The 18,855-nt window shown below is 42.3% G+C and carries 19 protein-coding genes; 9 read left to right on the forward strand and 10 right to left on the reverse strand.

From position 1 onward, the window contains the following. The first annotated feature begins 286 nt into the window (after window positions 1-286). The 3 genes from L1077_RS13865 to cspE all read left to right on the forward strand — a co-directional run bounded on the left by L1077_RS13865 (window position 287) and on the right by cspE (window position 1,904). Window positions 287-949: a C39 family peptidase gene (locus L1077_RS13865; protein ID WP_237137374.1), complete on the forward strand. Its 663-nt coding sequence runs from the start codon at window positions 287-289 to the stop codon at window positions 947-949. A gap of 55 nt (window positions 950-1,004) precedes the next feature. Next, window positions 1,005-1,442 carry an N-acetyltransferase gene (locus L1077_RS13870; protein ID WP_237137375.1) on the forward strand — a complete coding sequence of 146 codons (438 nt, stop codon included), beginning with the start codon at window positions 1,005-1,007 and terminating at the stop codon, window positions 1,440-1,442. Window positions 1,443-1,694: 252 nt separating this feature from the next. Continuing rightward, on the forward strand, window positions 1,695-1,904 hold the full coding sequence (cspE, locus tag L1077_RS13875) for a transcription antiterminator/RNA stability regulator CspE (protein WP_023398163.1): 210 nt from the start codon (window positions 1,695-1,697) through the stop codon (window positions 1,902-1,904). A 175-nt stretch (window positions 1,905-2,079) separates the two neighbouring features. Here cspE and L1077_RS13880 read toward each other — a convergent pair whose 3' ends face one another. From L1077_RS13880 to L1077_RS13900, 5 genes are all read right to left on the reverse strand, one after another. Further along, window positions 2,080-2,520 (reverse strand): DUF2931 domain-containing protein, encoded by a 441-nt coding sequence (locus L1077_RS13880; RefSeq protein WP_237137376.1) that lies wholly within the window; start codon window positions 2,518-2,520, stop codon window positions 2,080-2,082. 111 nt (window positions 2,521-2,631) lie between these two features. Beyond that, complete coding sequence (locus L1077_RS13885) at window positions 2,632-3,156, reverse strand: DUF2931 domain-containing protein (protein WP_237137377.1); 525 nt, start codon at window positions 3,154-3,156, stop codon at window positions 2,632-2,634. A 27-nt stretch (window positions 3,157-3,183) separates the two neighbouring features. Beyond that, window positions 3,184-3,708 (reverse strand): hypothetical protein, encoded by a 525-nt coding sequence (locus L1077_RS13890; RefSeq protein WP_237137378.1) that lies wholly within the window; start codon window positions 3,706-3,708, stop codon window positions 3,184-3,186. A 27-nt stretch (window positions 3,709-3,735) separates the two neighbouring features. Further along, complete coding sequence (locus L1077_RS13895) at window positions 3,736-4,260, reverse strand: hypothetical protein (RefSeq protein WP_237137379.1); 525 nt, start codon at window positions 4,258-4,260, stop codon at window positions 3,736-3,738. Further along, on the reverse strand, window positions 4,245-6,335 hold the full coding sequence (locus L1077_RS13900) for a T6SS phospholipase effector Tle1-like catalytic domain-containing protein (protein WP_237137380.1): 2,091 nt from the start codon (window positions 6,333-6,335) through the stop codon (window positions 4,245-4,247). Before L1077_RS13900 ends, L1077_RS13895 begins: the two co-directional genes overlap by 16 nt. Before the next feature lie 180 nt (window positions 6,336-6,515). On the opposite strand from L1077_RS13900, the gene L1077_RS13905 reads away from it, so the two are divergent. Beyond that, window positions 6,516-7,316 (forward strand): PhzF family phenazine biosynthesis protein, encoded by an 801-nt coding sequence (locus L1077_RS13905; protein WP_237137381.1) that lies wholly within the window; start codon window positions 6,516-6,518, stop codon window positions 7,314-7,316. 40 nt (window positions 7,317-7,356) lie between these two features. Beyond that, window positions 7,357-7,824, forward strand: coding sequence for a hypothetical protein (locus L1077_RS13910; RefSeq protein WP_237137382.1), 468 nt, complete (start codon window positions 7,357-7,359; stop codon window positions 7,822-7,824). A 1-nt stretch (window position 7,825) separates the two neighbouring features. Here the strand turns inward: L1077_RS13910 and L1077_RS13915 are convergent, their stop codons facing one another. Both L1077_RS13915 and L1077_RS13920 read right to left on the reverse strand, forming a co-directional pair. Further along, window positions 7,826-8,995: a DUF1624 domain-containing protein gene (locus L1077_RS13915; RefSeq protein ID WP_237137383.1), complete on the reverse strand. Its 1,170-nt coding sequence runs from the start codon at window positions 8,993-8,995 to the stop codon at window positions 7,826-7,828. Between the two features lie 90 nt (window positions 8,996-9,085). Continuing rightward, complete coding sequence (locus tag L1077_RS13920; protein ID WP_237137384.1) at window positions 9,086-10,057, reverse strand: GlxA family transcriptional regulator; 972 nt, start codon at window positions 10,055-10,057, stop codon at window positions 9,086-9,088. Between the two features lie 95 nt (window positions 10,058-10,152). Between L1077_RS13920 and L1077_RS13925 the strand changes: the two genes are divergently transcribed. Next, entirely contained in the window at window positions 10,153-10,569 is a 417-nt protein-coding gene (locus L1077_RS13925; protein WP_063362716.1) for an MAPEG family protein, read from the forward strand. A gap of 110 nt (window positions 10,570-10,679) precedes the next feature. Here the strand turns inward: L1077_RS13925 and L1077_RS13930 are convergent, their stop codons facing one another. Continuing rightward, a complete protein-coding gene (locus L1077_RS13930; RefSeq protein ID WP_237137385.1) occupies window positions 10,680-12,149 on the reverse strand; it encodes an alpha/beta hydrolase in 1,470 nt (489 codons plus the stop codon). 293 nt (window positions 12,150-12,442) lie between these two features. On the opposite strand from L1077_RS13930, the gene L1077_RS13935 reads away from it, so the two are divergent. The 3 genes from L1077_RS13935 (at window position 12,443) to L1077_RS13945 (ending at window position 16,367) form a co-directional block, all read left to right on the forward strand. Further along, complete coding sequence (locus L1077_RS13935; RefSeq protein WP_237137386.1) at window positions 12,443-14,251, forward strand: S8 family serine peptidase; 1,809 nt, start codon at window positions 12,443-12,445, stop codon at window positions 14,249-14,251. An 11-nt stretch (window positions 14,252-14,262) separates the two neighbouring features. Next, window positions 14,263-14,700, forward strand: a complete 438-nt coding sequence (locus L1077_RS13940; RefSeq protein ID WP_237137387.1) for a hypothetical protein — start codon at window positions 14,263-14,265, stop codon at window positions 14,698-14,700. Window positions 14,701-14,945: 245 nt separating this feature from the next. Continuing rightward, on the forward strand, window positions 14,946-16,367 hold the full coding sequence (locus L1077_RS13945; protein ID WP_237137388.1) for a S41 family peptidase: 1,422 nt from the start codon (window positions 14,946-14,948) through the stop codon (window positions 16,365-16,367). Between the two features lie 165 nt (window positions 16,368-16,532). On the opposite strand, the gene L1077_RS13950 is transcribed toward L1077_RS13945, so the two are convergent. Together L1077_RS13950 and soxR are read right to left on the reverse strand one after the other, a co-directional pair. After that, the gene (locus tag L1077_RS13950) at window positions 16,533-18,314 is read right to left on the reverse strand and encodes a DUF885 domain-containing protein (protein WP_237137389.1); all 1,782 of its coding nucleotides are present in this window, start codon (window positions 18,312-18,314) and stop codon (window positions 16,533-16,535) included. Window positions 18,315-18,347: 33 nt separating this feature from the next. Further along, window positions 18,348-18,830, reverse strand: coding sequence for a redox-sensitive transcriptional activator SoxR (soxR, locus tag L1077_RS13955; protein WP_237137390.1), 483 nt, complete (start codon window positions 18,828-18,830; stop codon window positions 18,348-18,350). Window positions 18,831-18,855: the final 25 nt, after the last annotated feature.

Consider the following 18,855-nt stretch of genomic DNA (forward strand, 5'->3'; position numbering starts at 1 on the left):
GTTAAACCGCAAGCAGACTAGCTGAGTGTAAAAAGCCAATTAATTTAAAAATTTTAAGTTAATAGACTAGTATTTTTAAAGCGAGCCATAGTATGGTTCGCTTTTTTATTATATACACTCATTAATCGCTGAATGGCTTACATGTCGATTCACTTTTATTCTAATTAAGTTCAGCTGGTGAGTGTGTTTTTATTTAGTTTGATATTTTAATAAAAAACTATTTATTAATTTGTATTATTCGAAATTTTTAATCATTTACTTAAATTGATTAAATCAAGGGTAGAATGTGATAAGAGCGGCTATTGTCTTTGTTTTGATAAGCCTTTGCTTTGTGGCAGAAGCGAAGAACTCGCAAAAAATTGTACTGAATGTCCCCTTGGTTGAGCAGGGGAAAAAGTTATGCGGGCCTGCAACCATAGAAATGATTTTTAAGTACTGGGGCATAAAAGATTACACCCAATACGATATCGCTGAGTCTATCTTGAATCAGTATGGAGATATGCCGGTGTTTATCCGCTCTGGTGTACTGAACAATTATCCTCGCAACTGGGCTGATTATCCGGGAACCAAGGTTACTTATTTGCAAGGGTTTTTACAGCGCTTTGGTAAAACACGCAGCATCACAGTCGATAAATCACAAGATTTGGCTGAGAACATTGATGAAAAGCGCGCGCAGTTGTTTAATCATATTAAGGCTTACATTGCCAGCGGCATCCCTGTTATTGTATTTCAGTATTGGGAGTTACCAAAATCGCAAAGTCATTACCGAGTTGTCGTGGGTTATGATGAGGCGAAAAGACTCGTGTATTTAAATGATGCCAAAGGCGCGAAACGCGTTGTGCAAACTTCTGAAGAGTTTTTAAATTTATGGAACGTAGAGCACCCACGGCTGCGTTATTATGCGGTGGCGTTTAATACTGAACGTAAAAAAATAAATATCGAGCTTTGAGAATATAGACATCGTTTGTGATTTTGATATCAATGAGCTTGCAATGAGGAATCGTATGATTAGAAAAGGTCTGGCATCCGATATTGAACCTGTACTGATGGTGTGGCTTGCTGCGTCTCAACAAGCACATCATTTTGTGCCAGAGAGTTTTTGGCGTGATCACCTTGATACTATGCGACAGGTGTATTTGCCCAGCTCAGATAATTATGTGTATTTGGATAATCAACAAATCATCGGTTTTTATGCTTTGTTAAAAAACACCCTTGCGGCAATTTTTGTTTTACCAGAAAAGCAAGGCCAGGGGGTAGGAAAGCAGCTTATTGCTGATGCAAAGTCTCGATGCAATACCTTGGAGCTGTCTGTATATCAGCGCAATGTAGCGAGCGTGGCATTTTATCAGCAGCAAGGTTTTGAAATTATTGCACAAGACGAAGATCCGCTTACAGGGCAAGCGCAATTTATTATGAGTTGGCAAGATAGGCAGACCGCATGATGGGGTTTTTTAAGCCCTTACTTAAGCGATGAATAAGAAAGAATAAAAAGTTGGGTGTTTTTTAAACTATTTTTGTAAAAAAGCTCGACAAAACAGAATTTCAGTGTATCCTACGCAGCGTATGAAGATATTTGATTTATTTGTTGTTGTTTGCTTAAGTTTCTGTTTTTGTCATAAAACCTAATTTTAGCCACTCACTTTACTTCCGATACTGTACACATTTTTTTTAATTTTTATATAAATAGGTAATTTATGTCTCAAGTAACAGGCACTGTAAAATGGTTTAACGAGTCAAAAGGTTTTGGCTTCATTGCACAAGAAAACGGTAACGACGACGTTTTTGTTCACTTCAGAGCTATCCAGTCTGAAGGTTTCCGTACTTTGACTGAAGGTCAAAAAGTAAGCTTTACAGTAACTCAGGGCGCTAAAGGTCCTCAGGCTGAAAACGTAACTGTACTTTAATCAGTTATGTCTAGGTGCGGCATCAAGCTGCACCTTGCTATTTCACACTCTCCCCTAATTTCTTTCTTGCCTCTTTCTACTTTTCTTAGTTTTACCAGCTTCAATTTAAATCATTTTTACTGTTAGTTTCTTAGCCACTCTATTTGCATACATTGGCCCAGTATATCGATTTACCTTAACGCTCATTTTCAGGCGGAAGTTCCTTAATTTGTGCCATGCCTGAGCCTATTTCTAGAATTTGCCGGCCAATAGCTTCCGATGATGAGTTTGATATCCATACTTTAATTAAGCCGTTTCGCTTTATTCCGACAATGAGGTAGGGGGTGCTGTCATCAAAGTATTCTCCTGTAGAACGAACAATTACAGGCTTCATTTTTTGTATAAACTCATATCCTGTTTTGTTATCTATTTGTGCTTCACCGACCCGAAAGAGATCGGTATCCATGTCATACCATGCAACAACAACTTTACTTGGGAAGTTGACTCCATCTACAAATGACAGGACACCTGCATCTTTCCAGCAACATCCTACAGAGCCTGCAGGTACAGACCAAGCGTCATCAAATAGCACGGTGCCGACCATTAAGTCAGATTTATCTTCTGCGGCGATTCCCACATTCATTTCTTTGACTTGATAACGTGAACTGCAACCTATGAGTAAACTCAAAGCACTAATCAAGATAATTATTCTTGTCGCCAATGTAGGCTCCTTCCTTGGTGTTTATTGTTAACGTTCTTCTTCAGGTGGAAGTTCCTTAATTTGTGCCATACCTGAGCCTATTTCGAGAATCTGCCTGCCGAGAACATCAGCTGGTGCATTTGAAATCCATACTTTAATTAGGCCATTCCGTTTCATGCCCACGATGAGGTAGGGTAATTTTCTATCTTTATACTGACCAGTTCGTCTGTTAATAAATGGCTTTAAATCTTGTATAAATTCATAACCAGCTTTGTTATCTATTGCTGCCTCACCTATCCGAAAGAGGTCGGTATCCATGTCATACCATGCGACAACGACTTTGCTTGGAAATGGTACATCATAAACAAAAGATCTGGCTCCGCCATCTTCCCAACAACACCCAATAGAGCCAGCTGGTATAGACCATTGGTCATCAAATAATACGGTGCCAACCATTAAGTCAGCACTGCGTTCAGCGCCAACTCCAACACCCATTTCTTTGACTTGATAACTTGAACTACAGCCCATGATTAATAACAAGATACCAATTGAGATAACTATTTTTTTCGCCATTGTGGGCTCCTTCCTTGGTGTTTATCGTTAACGTTCTTCTTCAGGTGGAAGTTCCTTAATTTGTGCCATGCCTGAGCCTATTTCGAGAATCTGCCTGCCGATAACATCTGCTGGCGCATTTGAAATCCACACTTTCATTAGGCCATTTCGTTTTATACCCACGATGAGGTAGGGATGTTTCCAGTTTTTATACTGGCCAGTCCGCCGATTGATAAAAGGCTTTATTTGTTGGATAAACTCATAACCCGCTTTATTATCTATTGTTGCTTCACCTACCCTGAATAGGTCTGTATCCATGTCATACCATGCGACAACGACTTTGCTTGGGAAGCTGACTCCATCTACAAATGACAGGACACCTGCATCTTTCCAGCAACATCCTATCGATCCTGCAGGTACGGACCAAGCGTCATCAAATAGTACGGTGCCGACCATTAAGTCAGATTTATCCTCTGCGGCTACTCCAACACTCATTTCTTTGACTTGATAATTTGAACTGCAGCCTATGAGTAAACTCAAAGCACTAATCAAGATAATTATTCTTGTAGCCAATGTAGGCTCCTTCCTTGGTGTTTATCGTTAACGTTCGTCTTCTGGTGGAAGTTCCTTAATGTGTGCCATACCTGAGCCTATTTCGAGAATTTGTCTGCCGAGAACATCAGCTGGCGCATTTGAAATCCACACTTTAATTAGGCCATTTCGTTTTATACCCACGATGAGGTAGGGATGTTTCCAGTTTTTATACTGGCCAGTCCGCCTGTTAATATAAGGCTTTATTTGTTGGATAAACTCATAACCAGCTTTGTTATCTATTTGTGCTTCGCCTACCCAAAAGAGTTCAGTACTCAAGTCGTACCAAGCAATAACGACGGTATTCGGAAAGGGGGTATCATATACAAAAGACAATGCTCCAGAGTCTTTCCAGCAACACCCTATTGCACCGGCTGGCACACTCCATGTCTCATCAAATGTGACTTCCCCTACCATAAGAATTGGCCCCTTTTCAGCGGCAACTCCTACGCTCATTTCTTCTACTTGATAACTTGAACTACAACCCATGATTAACAACAAGATACCAATTGAGATAATTATTCTTTTCGCCACTGTGGATTGACTCCTATGTTATAAACCTGCCAACGACCTTGACTGGATACGCTGTTGCTTGGGGTGTTATAAAAGATTTCCCGAATACCATTGTCGGCGACAAATTCCGCATCATCTTCCACCGAGTAAGCAATGGTGTCGACAAAGCCTGCATATTTATGGCTGTGGTGAATATAATATCGATACAGCCACTGCCAATCTTGGCTGTTGACTCCGCCGCGCATAGCAGCCTCGACCGTCGATTTTAACTCATCGGGTAATTCATATTGATAAGTGCGTTTTCCATTTCTTTGATAAATGCTCGAAAGCGTATCAATGGGTAAAAATGGCACGCCATATTTTACAGCCTCTGCATACATTGCATGCAGTGCGTAGTGGGGCAGTTGGTTATTAACTTGACGGTACCAACGGGGCTTATAGGTGGTGACCACGGTATTCTCATGCCGTTTTTTAAGATGTTTATTTTTGTTTAATCCCGTGCCCATTTTAACAAAAGTAATGTCTATGCCTGGCCAATGATATTTTTGCTCAAGCTCCGCTTTTTTTGTTGCGAGGCGGGTATCATGATGAGGGTGTGATGGGTGCCCCTCTATATATTGCCGTGGATATTTTATGGTGGTGCTATGGTGGCTGTAGCCTCCGCCAACATCCGCATGGGCACCGGGCAGCGTAATCTCTTTTATATTGCTGGCGGTATTGCCATCTGGCGTTTTTAAGCTGTGCAAGGGAAAGCTGTCGCGGCGCTCATCATAGGCAACGGGATGGTAGACAAAGCCGGCAGAGTGCTCGTTAATATCTAAATTGACCGGATAGTCCAGCTTTTGCTTGGCATAATACTCGTTGTGGTGATCGTCTCCATCTCCTCCTATGGAAGACACGGTATCAAAAGGCCCCAAAAACCGTATCATGGGGGTAATACCGCCCCAATAATTTGGGTTATCGCGGGTGATCTCATGAACTTGATTGACAAAGCAGCGCGCTGCGGTGGCTCCGCGGCTAAAGCCAAATACGTCAATATGTATAAGCTGAATCAGCTTAGGGAGTACCGAATCACAGTAGGCTTGCAAATGATTTAAGCCACGTTTCACCTTGTCATCAAAGCTATTCGCAAAGGCCAAGTCCATGGTGTTATCGCTTTTATTATCTCGGGTACCAATGCCTTCTATATAGCGCCGTCGGATAAATGCTTCATTTCTTGGGTACAACTCATATAACTTGGTGACATTGGTTGGCTCTTTATCATCACCAATCACTTTATTGTCATTGGTGCGGTTGTTGCCGGTGCCGTCAAAAAAGAGCCCAAAGCTCGGTGGTTCACTGAGAAGGCTAAGTTTGACATGGCCTTCGCTGGTGACTTGGTGATCAAGTAGCTGCACACCACCGCGTTTACCTATATTGAGGGCTTTTAATTTATCTAGGCTTTTAAAGTCCTTGAATGCCATATTGGGGATCAATACTTGCTCAGGGACGCCGAGTATTTTGGCGCTGAGACTATAATGGGTGTCATCTTCTAAGCGCGGAAACAGCAGTTGATCTTGTGCAAGGCCATTATTGCTTCGAGACAAAACGGTTGGGCCCCCGCGCATCACAATACTGATGGGGATTTTTCCTTCAATCGTCACGATAAGGCGTTGATCGTTTAAATCAGGTGAATGAGTGTAATCGACGGGCACATGGGCCTGTGTATCTGGTGTGGCCGACGTGTCATGATAACTGAGTGATCCAGCGCTGCCTTGCAGTGCTTGTGCTCTGGGCATCGCGGTAGCTTTTTTCAGTACAATGAGTTCATCTTTGGTGGTGGCGTGCTTGGCATGGGTAATTAACACATGGCCTTTTTTTTCTTTTAAAACCAGTTGAGTATCATGCGTGCTTCTAAGTTCACGCCATGTTTCTGGGGTTTTGATCACAACCCAACTGCTAGCATGGGGCTTAAGCGCTTGGCGAATATCTCCGGGTAGTTTGGTGGCTGAATAGAGCTCAGTCACCTGTTCGCCTTTAGGCTTGTCAAAGGCTTCTAGTTTTGTGATCAGATCTTCGATTTCTGATTGCGTATCAACGCGACTTTGCGCATACATAACAATCCTTGTTAGCTAATGATTTAGTATTATGCTATCACCTGTTGGGGACGGCTGTAAATATTTTATAATATTTGTTAACTTCTGGTTTTGGGGGCGGAAGTTTTATCCTCAGGTGTATTTTTATACGGCGGATTCAGGTACAGTCATGGTCTATGTATTATCAAGGAGATAGCCATCATGACGCAGTTACCCATCTTTGTGGTTGATGCATTCACAAATACGCAATTTAAAGGTAATTCTGCCGCGGTTGTGCCATTAGAAGCTTGGATAAGTGATGAACTCATGCAGCGTATTGCTGCTGAAAATAACCTCTCAGAAACCGCCTTCTTAGTTAAAAATACGCCAAATAGCTATCAGATCCGTTGGTTCTCTCCGTTAACTGAAATTGCGTTTTGTGGCCATGCAACCCTTGCCAGCGCATTTGTTTTGTTTAATCACCTTGGCGTCTCTGAGCGTGTCGAATTTACCACGCAAACAGTAGGTAGCTTAACTGTAACGCAAACGGCTGAGTCGAAGTTAGTTATGAACTTCCCGATGCAAATGCCTGAGCCTATATCAAACGTGCCAAGTGCGCTGCTAACGGGCTTATCAATCTCACCAAGCCAAGTACTTAAAAATCGCCAAGCGTATTTTGCAATTTATGACAATGAAGTCGATGTGCATCAAGTGGCTTATGACGCGGCACAATTAAAGCAACTGGCGCCTTTGGATGTGGTGGTGAGTGCGCCGGGTTCTGAACATGATTTTGTTTCTCGGTATTTTTGGCCCGCGAATGGGGGCGAAGAAGATCCGGTTACCGGCTCAATTCATACCGGTCTTGCGCCGTTTTGGTCAAAGCGTTTTGATAAGCAAGTACTCAAGGCCTATCAAGCCTCAAAAAGGGGTGGACATTTAGTGTGTGAGGTTGATTTTAGTACTGAGCGAGTCACCATTACCGGTGAAGCTGTACTGTACTTACAAGGCCATATTTGGGTTTAGCCTAACGTCTTATTTAAACGTGCTTTATTGGGAGTAGTGAATGGATAAAAAGCAGAAGTTTGCGATATGGGGTTTAATTTTTGTTGCGCTGATGGCGGCTGTGACCGTGGTTGCGCATATGTCTTGTATCTGGCTTGGGGAGGCCTGCTATCGAGCGCAATTAGCGCCAAAAGAGGTGGTGGAGTCTGCTAAAAATGGTACCTTATTTGCGCCAATTGCCACGGTAGGCATCTCGTTTTTGTTTGCTTTATGTGGTGCATATGCACTTGCAGGCGCAGGGCTCATTAAGCGTTTACCACTGACTTATATAGCACTGTGGGCCATTGGCGTGTTATGCACCTTACGGGGGATAGTTGGCATTGGCTTTAGCCTAGTTTATGTAGATATGGTGACGGTGTATTCTTTTGTCGCTACTATGATTTGGTTTACCTGCGGGGTTATAACTTGCTTTGCCATCAAGTGGGTGCCGACATGTGCGCAGGCACCCAATAAGTCGGCACTGAACTAGGCTATAGGTATTTGAGCAGCGGACTGTGATGGGTTCGCTTAATGGCCAAGTAATGTTTGCAAGGCACGTATAAAGCCAAGGTGATCCCAAGCCATGCAATATAAGCAAGTATTAAACTGGGTTCATAGCGACTTGGCCACTCCTCAGGCGTGCTGAAAAAGTGTATTGTTTGCCCATAGACAAGCCAGCTATAAGCTTGCGCGCTGAGGTTTATCGCTGGAATGTGTAGCAGGTAATAAAATAGCGGAACGCCGCCTAAAATCTTAAACCCATCTAATAAGGTCAGTTTAAAGCCGCGATTTTGTAAATACTCTAAACTGGCCAAAATCAGTAAACCCGGACCTAAAGTCATTAACAGATAAACGAGCGACGGTGGGTATTTGCTGTTATTCAGTAAAGACATGACGGACTCTGCGAAAGACGCTTCAGGTGTAAATAAATTCGGCTCCCCATAAATGTTGCCCAATTTGAGCAATACAAACAGTACCACAGCGAAAGTACCAAACAGTGCAAAGACCTTATATCTATATTGCGCACTGAGCTGAAACAAATATCCGCAGCAGTACCCTAAAGACATGACGGCAAACCAGGGGATCAAGGGGTAAAGGGCAAGTACGTCAACTTGCGTCGAAAAGGTCAATGTCGTCGGGCTATGTAAAATATGCCATAGCCACGCGAAGTCTTGTCCAAACCAGTTTAAGATGGCTTGATCTGGCAAGGTATTATGTGCACCGATCACCACAATTGACATAATGCAGATCCATGTCAGAGGCAAGTAAATCAGTGCAGCCAAAATAATCATTGACCAGCCAATGGCCCAGATCACTTGTAAAAACACCACGTCATAACCAAACTGCCAACTAAAGTTGATCACGGTAAGCTCTAAAAAAATCAACCAAAGCCCTCGGCTGATCAGATAGTTACGTACTTTTGCAGTTGAGCGCACTTTGTCTGCATATAAGTAAGCGCCTATGCCAGTTAAAAATATAAACAAAGGGGCGCAAAAGTGGGTTACCCAGCGGGTTAAAAACCATGCCAGTGTCGTCTGATCAAGATCTGTGGGTGAAAAGGGGGTTTCTGCCCAGTAGCGCCGAGTATGATCCAGCGCCATGAGCACAATAATAAAGCCTCTCAGAATATCAAGAGAGTAGAGACGGTCAGTTTTAGCCACGGCTTATTCTTTTGTGAATTTAATGTTAATTAAAATCTAGTTGTAAAATAAGACTATGGCCAGTTGCTTGATAAAAAACATATATTTTTTTTAGATATGCACAAGTTGCTCACGAAAAGCAGCGACGGATTTGCCAAAATGCCGTTTAAACTGTTTTGCCAGTGCTTGCGGGTCTTGGTAGCCCACGCTCTGGGCAATATCCCCAAAGTGTTTATTTGAATAGACAAGTAGCTCTTTGGTTTTCTCCAACCTAAGTAAGCGAATATAGTCAAATGGTGTCATGCCGACCGAGGACTTAAAGCGTCGAATGAGCGTACGCTCAGACACACATGCTAACTCAGCGAGTGCCTTGAGGTTGAATTGCGCACTGAGCTGTTTTTTTACATGGCATTGTACTAATTGCACAGCACTGTCTTGATGCGCATCTAGGGCGCTACTCATCATAAAGGCAGTTTGGCGAAGTTGTGGTTCAGGTATAGCAAGCCAACTCATGACTTTTTTAGCTGTATCTGCGCCGACTTGCTGTTTTATAAGCGCCAGCATAACGTACATGTAGCTATGAGCGGCGCCAGCGGTATATAGCTTTTGGTCGCAAAGATAAATGGGTGAGGTGTCTAGTTCTAAATGTGGAAAATGACGGTTGAAAAAAGCTTCTAACCACCAGCTTGCGGTGATCCGCTGTTTGTCTAATAGACCTAGCGCTGCTGCATAGGCAACGCCACAGCAACCAGCAATCAGTGTGGGTGAGGTAAGGGGCTTTAATTTTTCACTTAGCAGCGGGGCATAACTATTTAGCTTTTGGCACTCCTGCCAAAGGCGTTTGTCGCCTTGGTATTGACTACCAATGATGATCAACACATCAAAGTATTGTAAGTCCTTGAGTTGACAGTCAACCTTAAACGACAAGCCTTGGCTACTGACAACGCTTTGGTCATTTAAAGAGACAATTTGCCATTGATAAAATTGGGTCTGCATCACCTGATTAGCAACATTTAAAACATCAATGATCCCTGTTAACGCGCTTGCCATCACACCTTGTTGACATAACATTGCAACTTTCATGTCGCTTTCACCCCTTATCTTGTCATTAGTGACACTTTAGAGAGGGAGAGCGCTACTGTAAAGTGGTGGCACATTCATTGAGTAAGGAAATTTGTATGTGGATCCAGTTCCCCATCATCGCTTTGGTACTGTTATTTTTATGGTTATGGCTTGCAACGGCCTGCTTACGCATAAAGGCAGTCCGGCGCGGTGAATTATCACTGCAAGCGGTCAATTTTGTGCTTAAAGATCAGATGGCTGAACGCACTCGGCTATATGGCAATAGCTATGATAACCAGTATCAGCAGCCTGTTTTGTTCATCTGTCTATTAGCGCTGTTACATATTGAATCTGTGGCAGGCACAGGTTGGTATCTTCTTGCGTTTATATTTGTTGCTGCGCGTTATTGGCACTGCTATGAGCATATTCGTTCAACCAATATAAAGAGGCGAACAATGGCATTTGCGCTTTCAAGTCTTAGTTTGTTTGGCGGGTGGCTCGCTTGGTTTGCAAGTATGACTTTCACAGGATAAATACCTAGCTTGAAAACTAAAAAAGCAAGGCTGTGCCTTGCTTTGGTTGGTATCATAGTTTGCCACAAATTAACTGTTGTGGCTCAGCGAGAGTACTTTAATGGCTTGGGTTACTTTAACCATTCAATCATATTGGTCATCAAGGCTTGCGTTGCCACTAAACCATCTGGTCCACCGACGTCACATAGCCCTAAACCACACCCATCAAAATGATGCTCGGCTTTTTCTAGTAAGTGCAGCTCGCTGCCGTTGCGGCATTGAACTTGAGCATATTGCTCATTAAACACCAGCGTATTTGCTTGTGCTGGGCCTGAAGCTATATTGCCTGTTAGTGCATTACATAGTCTCAATGACTGACTTGGCGATACTATGGTGTCAGCCATACCGTGGCTGATAAACATCTCTGGTGCTTGAGTCGGCGCCTGTTCAATGGCTTGTAGCAAGCTATTGTTTACCACCACTGGCTCATTACCTGTTAAATCTTGCCAGTGGGCCTTGCCTGATAAAATGGCGATCATGCGTTCAATGTAACCATGTACATAAGTACCGTCTTGTACTTCTTTTAATTGATGAGCAAAATCGGCAACAGGGAACATGGGAGCGATTTTATCGACTTTATTAGGAAATTGCTGAGATAACCAAACGGCCATATGGCCACCTGCAGATTGTCCCGTAATTCGCACTGATTTGTTGCTGGTGGTGTAGTTTGCATTATTTGCTTGCACCCACAAAAATGCGTCACGAATATCTTGTTTACTGTCCTCAATATTAACTTGGTTACAGGCAGGGCCGGCTTCTCGGTCTTCAACTAAGCGATAATATGGCATATAGACCACAAATCCTGCATCTGTGAACTGTGCTAATTGTGCTTCTGCAGTGCGCGCTGTGCCAAGTCTTTCTAACCAGCCACCACCGTGGATCATCATAATGGGTGTGGCACTATGATTATTGGCATTTTTGTAAACACGCATTTCTAAATGACACGTACCGCGCTCGTTAAAGGTGGTTTTATATGTGGTACGTTGCACAAGCGGGATCTCAGCAAAATCTTGTGGCTTTGTGGTGATAGGTAAGGTCGCTGTGTAGCCTGGCATCCAAGCATCTTGGACAAAGTTTAAATCTTCACTGTTACCGTAGCGCTGTGCCTTGTAGTCAAATTCTCTTAAGCAAAACTCGGTGTCTGACTCATTTTTATATTCTATGGCCGTAGTGCATTGTGCATCCGTGTAATACCAGCTTCTGTGTGCCAAGGCGGTATTTACTTCGTTACATTGGCCATCTTGGCTGTACAATTTTGGTAATAGGCTTACCGGCGGTTTACTTGCAACCGCTGCAAAGCAATAACTTGCACCAGTGACAATGCTTGTGATGTCTGCAGATCCGCTATTAAGCATTTCTCTGAGCGCTGCGTCATGGTGCTTGAAGTATCCCATAGACGCTTCCAAGGAAGGGTTGCCATTGGTCGGTTTTCCTTGTAGATAATGCGCAAGTAGGGCTTGCGGATCTGGAAATATTGATGCATTAGCAATGGCTGAAGCTGAGATAGCAAGACAGCCTATTAGGTTTGATAGGTGTTTCATGGGCGTTCCTTGTTGACATACTGCTAGTAAAGACGTGATTTAAATTCAGATATTTAGAAGATTTTAATGAAGAACCGACTTGTAAATTAAGTTAACATTTTTGGTGGGTTATAACACGCTATATAAATGCATATAACTGAATAGTATGCGGTATTTTTATGTTTTTTAAATTCATAAAAGTGTCATTTTAGTAATTTTTTTGTGCTTTAGGTGTTATTTTTAATTGTTTTTTGTGTTTATATTGAGTACGGATTTTTTGGGTACAAATTAAAACAAAAAGTAAGTAGCGATTTATGAATATAAAAATAACAAAACTCGCATTGGTTGTTGCAGCATCATTGTCTGCCAACGCAATGGCAAATATCGAATATCCGCTGATGCCTGGCGACCCGCTAGTTGATCAGCAATGGCACCTTAAAAATACAGGCCAAGCTGCTTTCTCTGATAGAGGCGGTAAAGCTGGCGAAGATATGAATGTTTCTTTGTCACACGCGATGGGTATCATGGGTACAGGTGTAACTGTTGCCGTTATTGATGGTGGTGTAGAAATTAAGCACCCAGACTTAATTGATAATGCACGTCCTGGTTCTTGGAACTTCACAACTAATAGCCCTGACTTAGCACCAGGTAGCCCTACTGATAGACACGGTACTGCTGTAGCCGGTATCGTTGCATCAAGTGCTTTTAATGGCATTGGTGGTCGTGGTGTTGCACCAAGAGCAGGTCTAGTTGGTTTCAACTATATTGTTTCGGGCAACCAAACAATAGCAAATTGGCTTCAGTCTCATGGTATGTACTCTGATGGCTTTGCGAAGCAATCTTTTGACTATCCTCGTGTATTTAACCAAAGTTATGGCCGTACATTGTCTGCACCAAGAAGCTACGATTATGAAGAGTCTCCTTGGTTACAAACGTTTGATGAAGCACAAGAAGAAGTCACCCGCACAACACACGGTGGCCGCGGTGCAATTTTTGTTAAATCAGCGGGTAATGGTTACGAAAGACAAACGTTTACAGACAGTGAGCTTGGACGTGGTTACCTATGGTTTGATAATGCCAACCATGGTTTACCACTTCAAAACGTAAACCTTGAACGTGCAGATACAAATTTCTGGAACTTAGTTGCTTCAGCATACAATGCAGATGGTGAGCTTTCATCATATTCGACAGTCGGTTCTAGTGTGTTTGTTTCTGCGCCTGGTGGCCAGTATGGTACGTCTTCACCAGCGATCATTACAACAGATGTATCTGGTTGTGAGGCAGGTTATAACCCGCTTTGGCTTCGCAATGACTTACACGGCGGTCATCCGCTTGATCCAAACTGTGATTACAGCGCAAGATCGAATGGTACTTCGGCGGCGGCGCCAAACGTTGCTGGTGCAATTGCTGTGATTATGTCTGCAAATCCTGCGCTTTCATGGTTGGATGTAAGAAATATCCTTGCGACAACTTCACGTCGTATCGATGCAGATCACCCAGGTGTTGCATTGTCATTCAAAGACTCGGAAGGCAAGCAGGTGAGCTACCAAGCAATTGATAAGTGGCAAACAAATGCGGCGGGTTATCAGTTCCATAACTTCTTTGGGTTTGGCGCTGTTGATGTCGATGCTGCTGTTAACCTAGCGCGTTTCTACGACAAAAACTTAGGTGAGTTTGTTAAGACTGATCGAGTGTTAGTAACAGCTGATGCAGAAATTCCGGATGGTCACTTAAGTGGTGCACAAAGCACATTTAATAACGACCAAGAGCTAACTGTGGATGCGGTTCAAATTCGAGTAAATATTGACCACACAAGTACACGTGACTTAGCGATTGAACTGATTTCTCCTTCTGGTACTCGCAGTGTCGTGATGACTCCAAGAACGGGTACTATTTTGGGTAACAGTGGCATGCAAAATACTCAGATGCTTACTCACCATTTCTATGGAGAGCAAGCGAAGGGTGAATGGACTTTACGTGTTATTGATACCGCTTCTGAAGATGAAGCATACATTTTTGATCCGCGTACGTCTGGTGAGCCGAACGTGAATATGGTGCACCGAAACAATACAGAAAACGGTGTTCTTAAATCTTGGGATATTCGCTTTTTTGGACGTAAATAAGGAGTCGTAAAATGAAATCTAAATTAATCCCTTTACTTGCTATTGTAGGCAGTTTATACGCAGTACAAGCGAGCGCCCAAACAGTTCATGAAGCGACGCCAGTCACCAGCGATTCTGGTGTGACTGTGAACGTCAACGGCAAAGACTACGTACTTGTTGCTGCAAAGAGTGATAAAGAATTGGTGACAGGTGCAGCACTTGTCGATATCAAAACTGATGAGGCGATCGTATTAACAGGTGAGCTGGTTGTTGAGCTTGAGTCTTTAATCGATGCACAAGAGTTTGCACAAGCAAATCAGCTAAACCTGATTTATGTTCGTGGTAATCGCGCTATTTTCCAAGCGGATGCAAACGTCGCTTTGCATACTTTTGAAGCGCAAGTAGCGCGCTTAAATGGTGTGGTTAATACTCAGATTGGTTTTAATCTTGAAGGATTAGAAGCAGAATAAGAATAAATAAAGCCACTTAAGTGGCTTTATTTTTATGCTTTAACTGTAGTCGCTTATATCTGACAGGCAGCTATGAGAGAAAAACAGACCTTGGCATTACCATTCAATTACTTGTTCTAAACATCCAAATTTTCTAAATAAAAGCCTCACATTCAATAACTCCCAAATGAGGCTTTGTATTTATGCTATTTTAATTTATTGTTTGATTTCCAAAAAAATACTATTTAGGGAAATACCATAGCTTTATGGACAAAACAATAACTTCAATTTTCTTGCTGATAGGTTTATTTTTATTATCTGCAAATGTTTCTGCTTTCTATTCAGATGTTGAGCTTTTAACGAGTAAAGCCAAGAGTGCAGCACCCAATCATTCAGTCTGGCAAACTCAAGGTTATGGATACATATTAGAAGTCATCGGCGAAGATATACGTTTTTACGATATTACAAAACACCATTGCATACTAAATAAAGTCGAAACAGGTGAATATCCTAGTCGTAACTTGACTGTAGAGGGTGACGCTGCTGAATTAGATTGGTTTACAGTACACCCTGTAAAACTAAAAAAGTTGAGCCGTTTACCTACATCATGTAAGCAAAGCCTACTGCTTAATACAGATACTCAAAATATAAAGTTCTCAGCCCCAGAAGTGTTTGATATTTTGTGGTTTACCTTTGCAGAACACTTTGCTTTTAACGAAGAGCTTAATTGGAACTGGCATACCAACTATAAAACTTGGCGAGATAGAGTGTCAGATAGTATGAGCGAATCGGCATTGGCTGAGGTCATTACAGAACTTATAGATGAATTAGGTGACGCTCATGCATATGTAGAATCAGATGATGACAGCTTCTTTGCTATGAACAACATTAAATGGGAAAAGTTCAGAAGTAGGATGATTGAAGAAGGGTTTTCACAACAGACTGAGTTTTCATCCTTTCGTGATTTTTTTCAAGCTCTTAGTAAAAAACGCAACAGTATCATTTCAAGCTATTTTGACAAAAAACACCCGCCACAGAAATTAAACCGCAGCTTATTATGGGCTTCACTTCCCCATGAAATCAACTACTTAAGTATTGATGATATGAGTGACTATACCGCTGAAGAGACTATTCAAGCGGATATAAAAGAAGTAGACAAAGCGATACAGCATATTATGCCTATGCTCACGAAGTCTAAAGGGCTAGTAATTGATTTACGCTGGAATAGTGGAGGATATGACATTGTTTCACAACGATTGTTATCCTATTTTATTGATAAACCATTGCTGGTTGGCAGTAAATCGTACCGAACAGAAAATGGTTTTAGCAAACCCGAAAATATTATTGTTCATCCCGCTACATTTGACCGTTACCTAGGGCCTATTGTCGTGCTTACCAGTGGCATAACCATGAGTGCTGCTGAATCATTCTTACTGGGTCTTGCTGCCAGAGAACAAGTTAGTATCATTGGAGAGCCATCTAATGGCGGTTTTAGTGATTCACTTCCTAAGCAGCTGCCAAATGGCTGGTCATTTACGTTATCCAATGAACGTTATTTTGACCATAAAGGCGAAAGTTATGAATATCGAGGTTACCCAGTAGAGAAGAGCTTTGAATATTTAAACGCAGCCGATTTAAAGGCTGAAAAAGACAGTGCACTCATTGAAGCAATGAAAATTCTTGAATAAAGAAAGCTTTTGCTGATGCGAGTATTGCAAATGCACTACTGTCCGATTTTGGCACATATGAGACGGTAAGATTTGATTGAATTTTATTATTCTAATCTGGCAGATCAAGTTAAGACTTATTCACTTAACTAAAGCCCCGTATTGGGGCTTTTTTATGCGTGACGGTTACTGCATTAGTTGGCTAATGTACTTAACCGGTGCGCTGCCATAGCTTAAAAACTCTTCATGGAACGCTTTTAAGTCAAAGTCTTTACCAAGCTTTTCTTTTTGTTTTTCACGTAAATCGTAAATTTCACGATAGCCACTGTAGTAGCTCGTTAACTGAACTTGACTCAGAGTCGCTCTGCGCCACTTACCTTCCGCTTCAGCACGTTCTTGGAAAGCGCCATTCATCAGTAGGTCCAGACCTTCATCACGGCTGATCCCTTTAACCTGAATCGCATAGTCCAAAATGGTGTTACAAATAACGCGCAAGTTCCATTTGTAGTACATTAACCACATCTCAGGCTCATGATTACCATAGCCTTCTTCAAGCATCATGCGTTCCGTATACACAGCCCAGCCTTCAATCATGGCACCATTTCTTAAAATAGTTTTAATGAGTGATGGTGACTTATTGGCATAAACAAGCTGAGTATAGTGGCCTGGTACTGCTTCGTGGATGTTGAGGATTTGCAAGATCCAGTGGTTATACTCGCGTAAAATAGAGCTTGCTTGTTCTTCTGTTCTCAGCTCAAGCGGCTCTACATTGTAATAGGTGTTTTCTTTTGCGTCGTATGGACCTGGTGCTGAAATAGAAGCCATCGCGAAACCACGCATAAACTCAGGTGTTTCACGCACAACTAACGGCTTTTCAGGGTCAAGTGAGATTAAGTCTTTTTCCATAACAAACTTTTCAAGTAGCGGGATTTGACGCTTAATCTCATCAACAAACTGCTCTTTTGGCACATGCTTTACAGATAAATGCTTAATAAGCTCAGCAATGGCTTGCGCATCATCAGAAGGGCGTGCTTTATTTGGGAAGTATTTTGGCCACAGCTGGTCGGTCAGCTTTACCATCTCTTGTGTCACGCGTGCTTTGTCAGCAAGTGCTTTTTCGTACATGGTTTTAGCTGTGTAACCAGATTGAATATCAAAAGCAAACTTCTCCTCATACAGCTCTTCACCAATTCTGAAGCTGCGTGCGTTACCATTGGCAGTTAACTCTTTTTCTAATTGAGTCAGAAAGTCGATGTAACCATTAATCGCAGTTTTGGCGTTGACAAAACGGGTCTTAAACAGCGCTTTTTCATCAGCAGTAAGTGCGTTCGACGCATCGACTTTATCTAATAGGTCATCTTTTAATACTGCAAATGCGCCTTGGTTTTGCGCGATAGCGAGTTGAGTGTACTCAAGCGTAGGCGTATCTATGTTGTTTTTTGCCGCTTGATAAAAATCTGGAACATACTTCAAGCGCTCTAATACTGTTTTGTATTTTTCTGAGTCTGATTTAAAGCGGCTATTTAAAATGGTCGCGAATCCATAGGAGATGTTGTAATTAGACGGGTTCCATTGCCAATCTTTAAACTTTTCAACTTCCCAAATTCTTTTTTCAAGGCTATTTTCAATTAAGAAATAGTCTGATTTTTGATTGTCACTCAAACTATTTAGATCAAAGCCACGCAGTTCACTTAATTTCGCTTTTGAGAAAGCAACACTGCTTGCGCGTGCTTCTGCATTAGGGATGGTCATAATATGATCATACTTGCCATACCCGACATATAAAGAATGTTCTGGGTACTGGCGCCACATGTCTTCGATAAGCTGTGCTGAAAAATCAGTAAATGCTTGATTTTGTAATGCTTGTGCAACAACCGGAGTTGTAGACTGTGAAGGAGTACTTGTTGTTGTGCAGCCAACTAGAGCCAGAGCCGCTGCAACAGCCATTGTGAGCGCTGTTTTTTTCATTCGCTTGTTCCTATTTTAATTTTCCTTATCATATCAATTTTTCGCAGCGCGCGCTCGTTCTGGCTGATCTAAGATCACAGCACCGTTACACTCTTTCGCCACAATGTCATCTGGGTTATATATAGGACAAGACTTCATAGATAAGCAGCCACAGCCTATGCATCCGTCCACCATGTCGCGAACGCGTGTCATATACGCTATTTTTTCATCAAGTTTGGCTTGCCAAAATCGTGACATACTGGCCCAATCTTCCTTGGTTGGTGTGCGGCTTTCTGGCAGTTTAGACAAGGTTTCTTGGATTTCTAGCAGTGAAATGCCCATTTTTTGCGCAGCTTTAATGACCGCAATACGCCGCAGTACATCTTTTTTATATCTTCTTTGGTTACCTGCGTTGCGCCAGCTTCGAATTAAGCCTTTGGTCTCATAAAAATGTAGCGCTGAGACTGCCACATCTGCGCGTTTTGCTACTTGCCCTACACTTAAGCGCGGCTCGTCTCGGGTTGTTGGTGTTGTCATTTTTGCCCCTTTTTTAAAATAACGC

The organism is Pseudoalteromonas luteoviolacea (genome assembly GCF_021654285.1).
Lineage (GTDB): Bacteria > Pseudomonadota > Gammaproteobacteria > Enterobacterales > Alteromonadaceae > Pseudoalteromonas > Pseudoalteromonas luteoviolacea_J.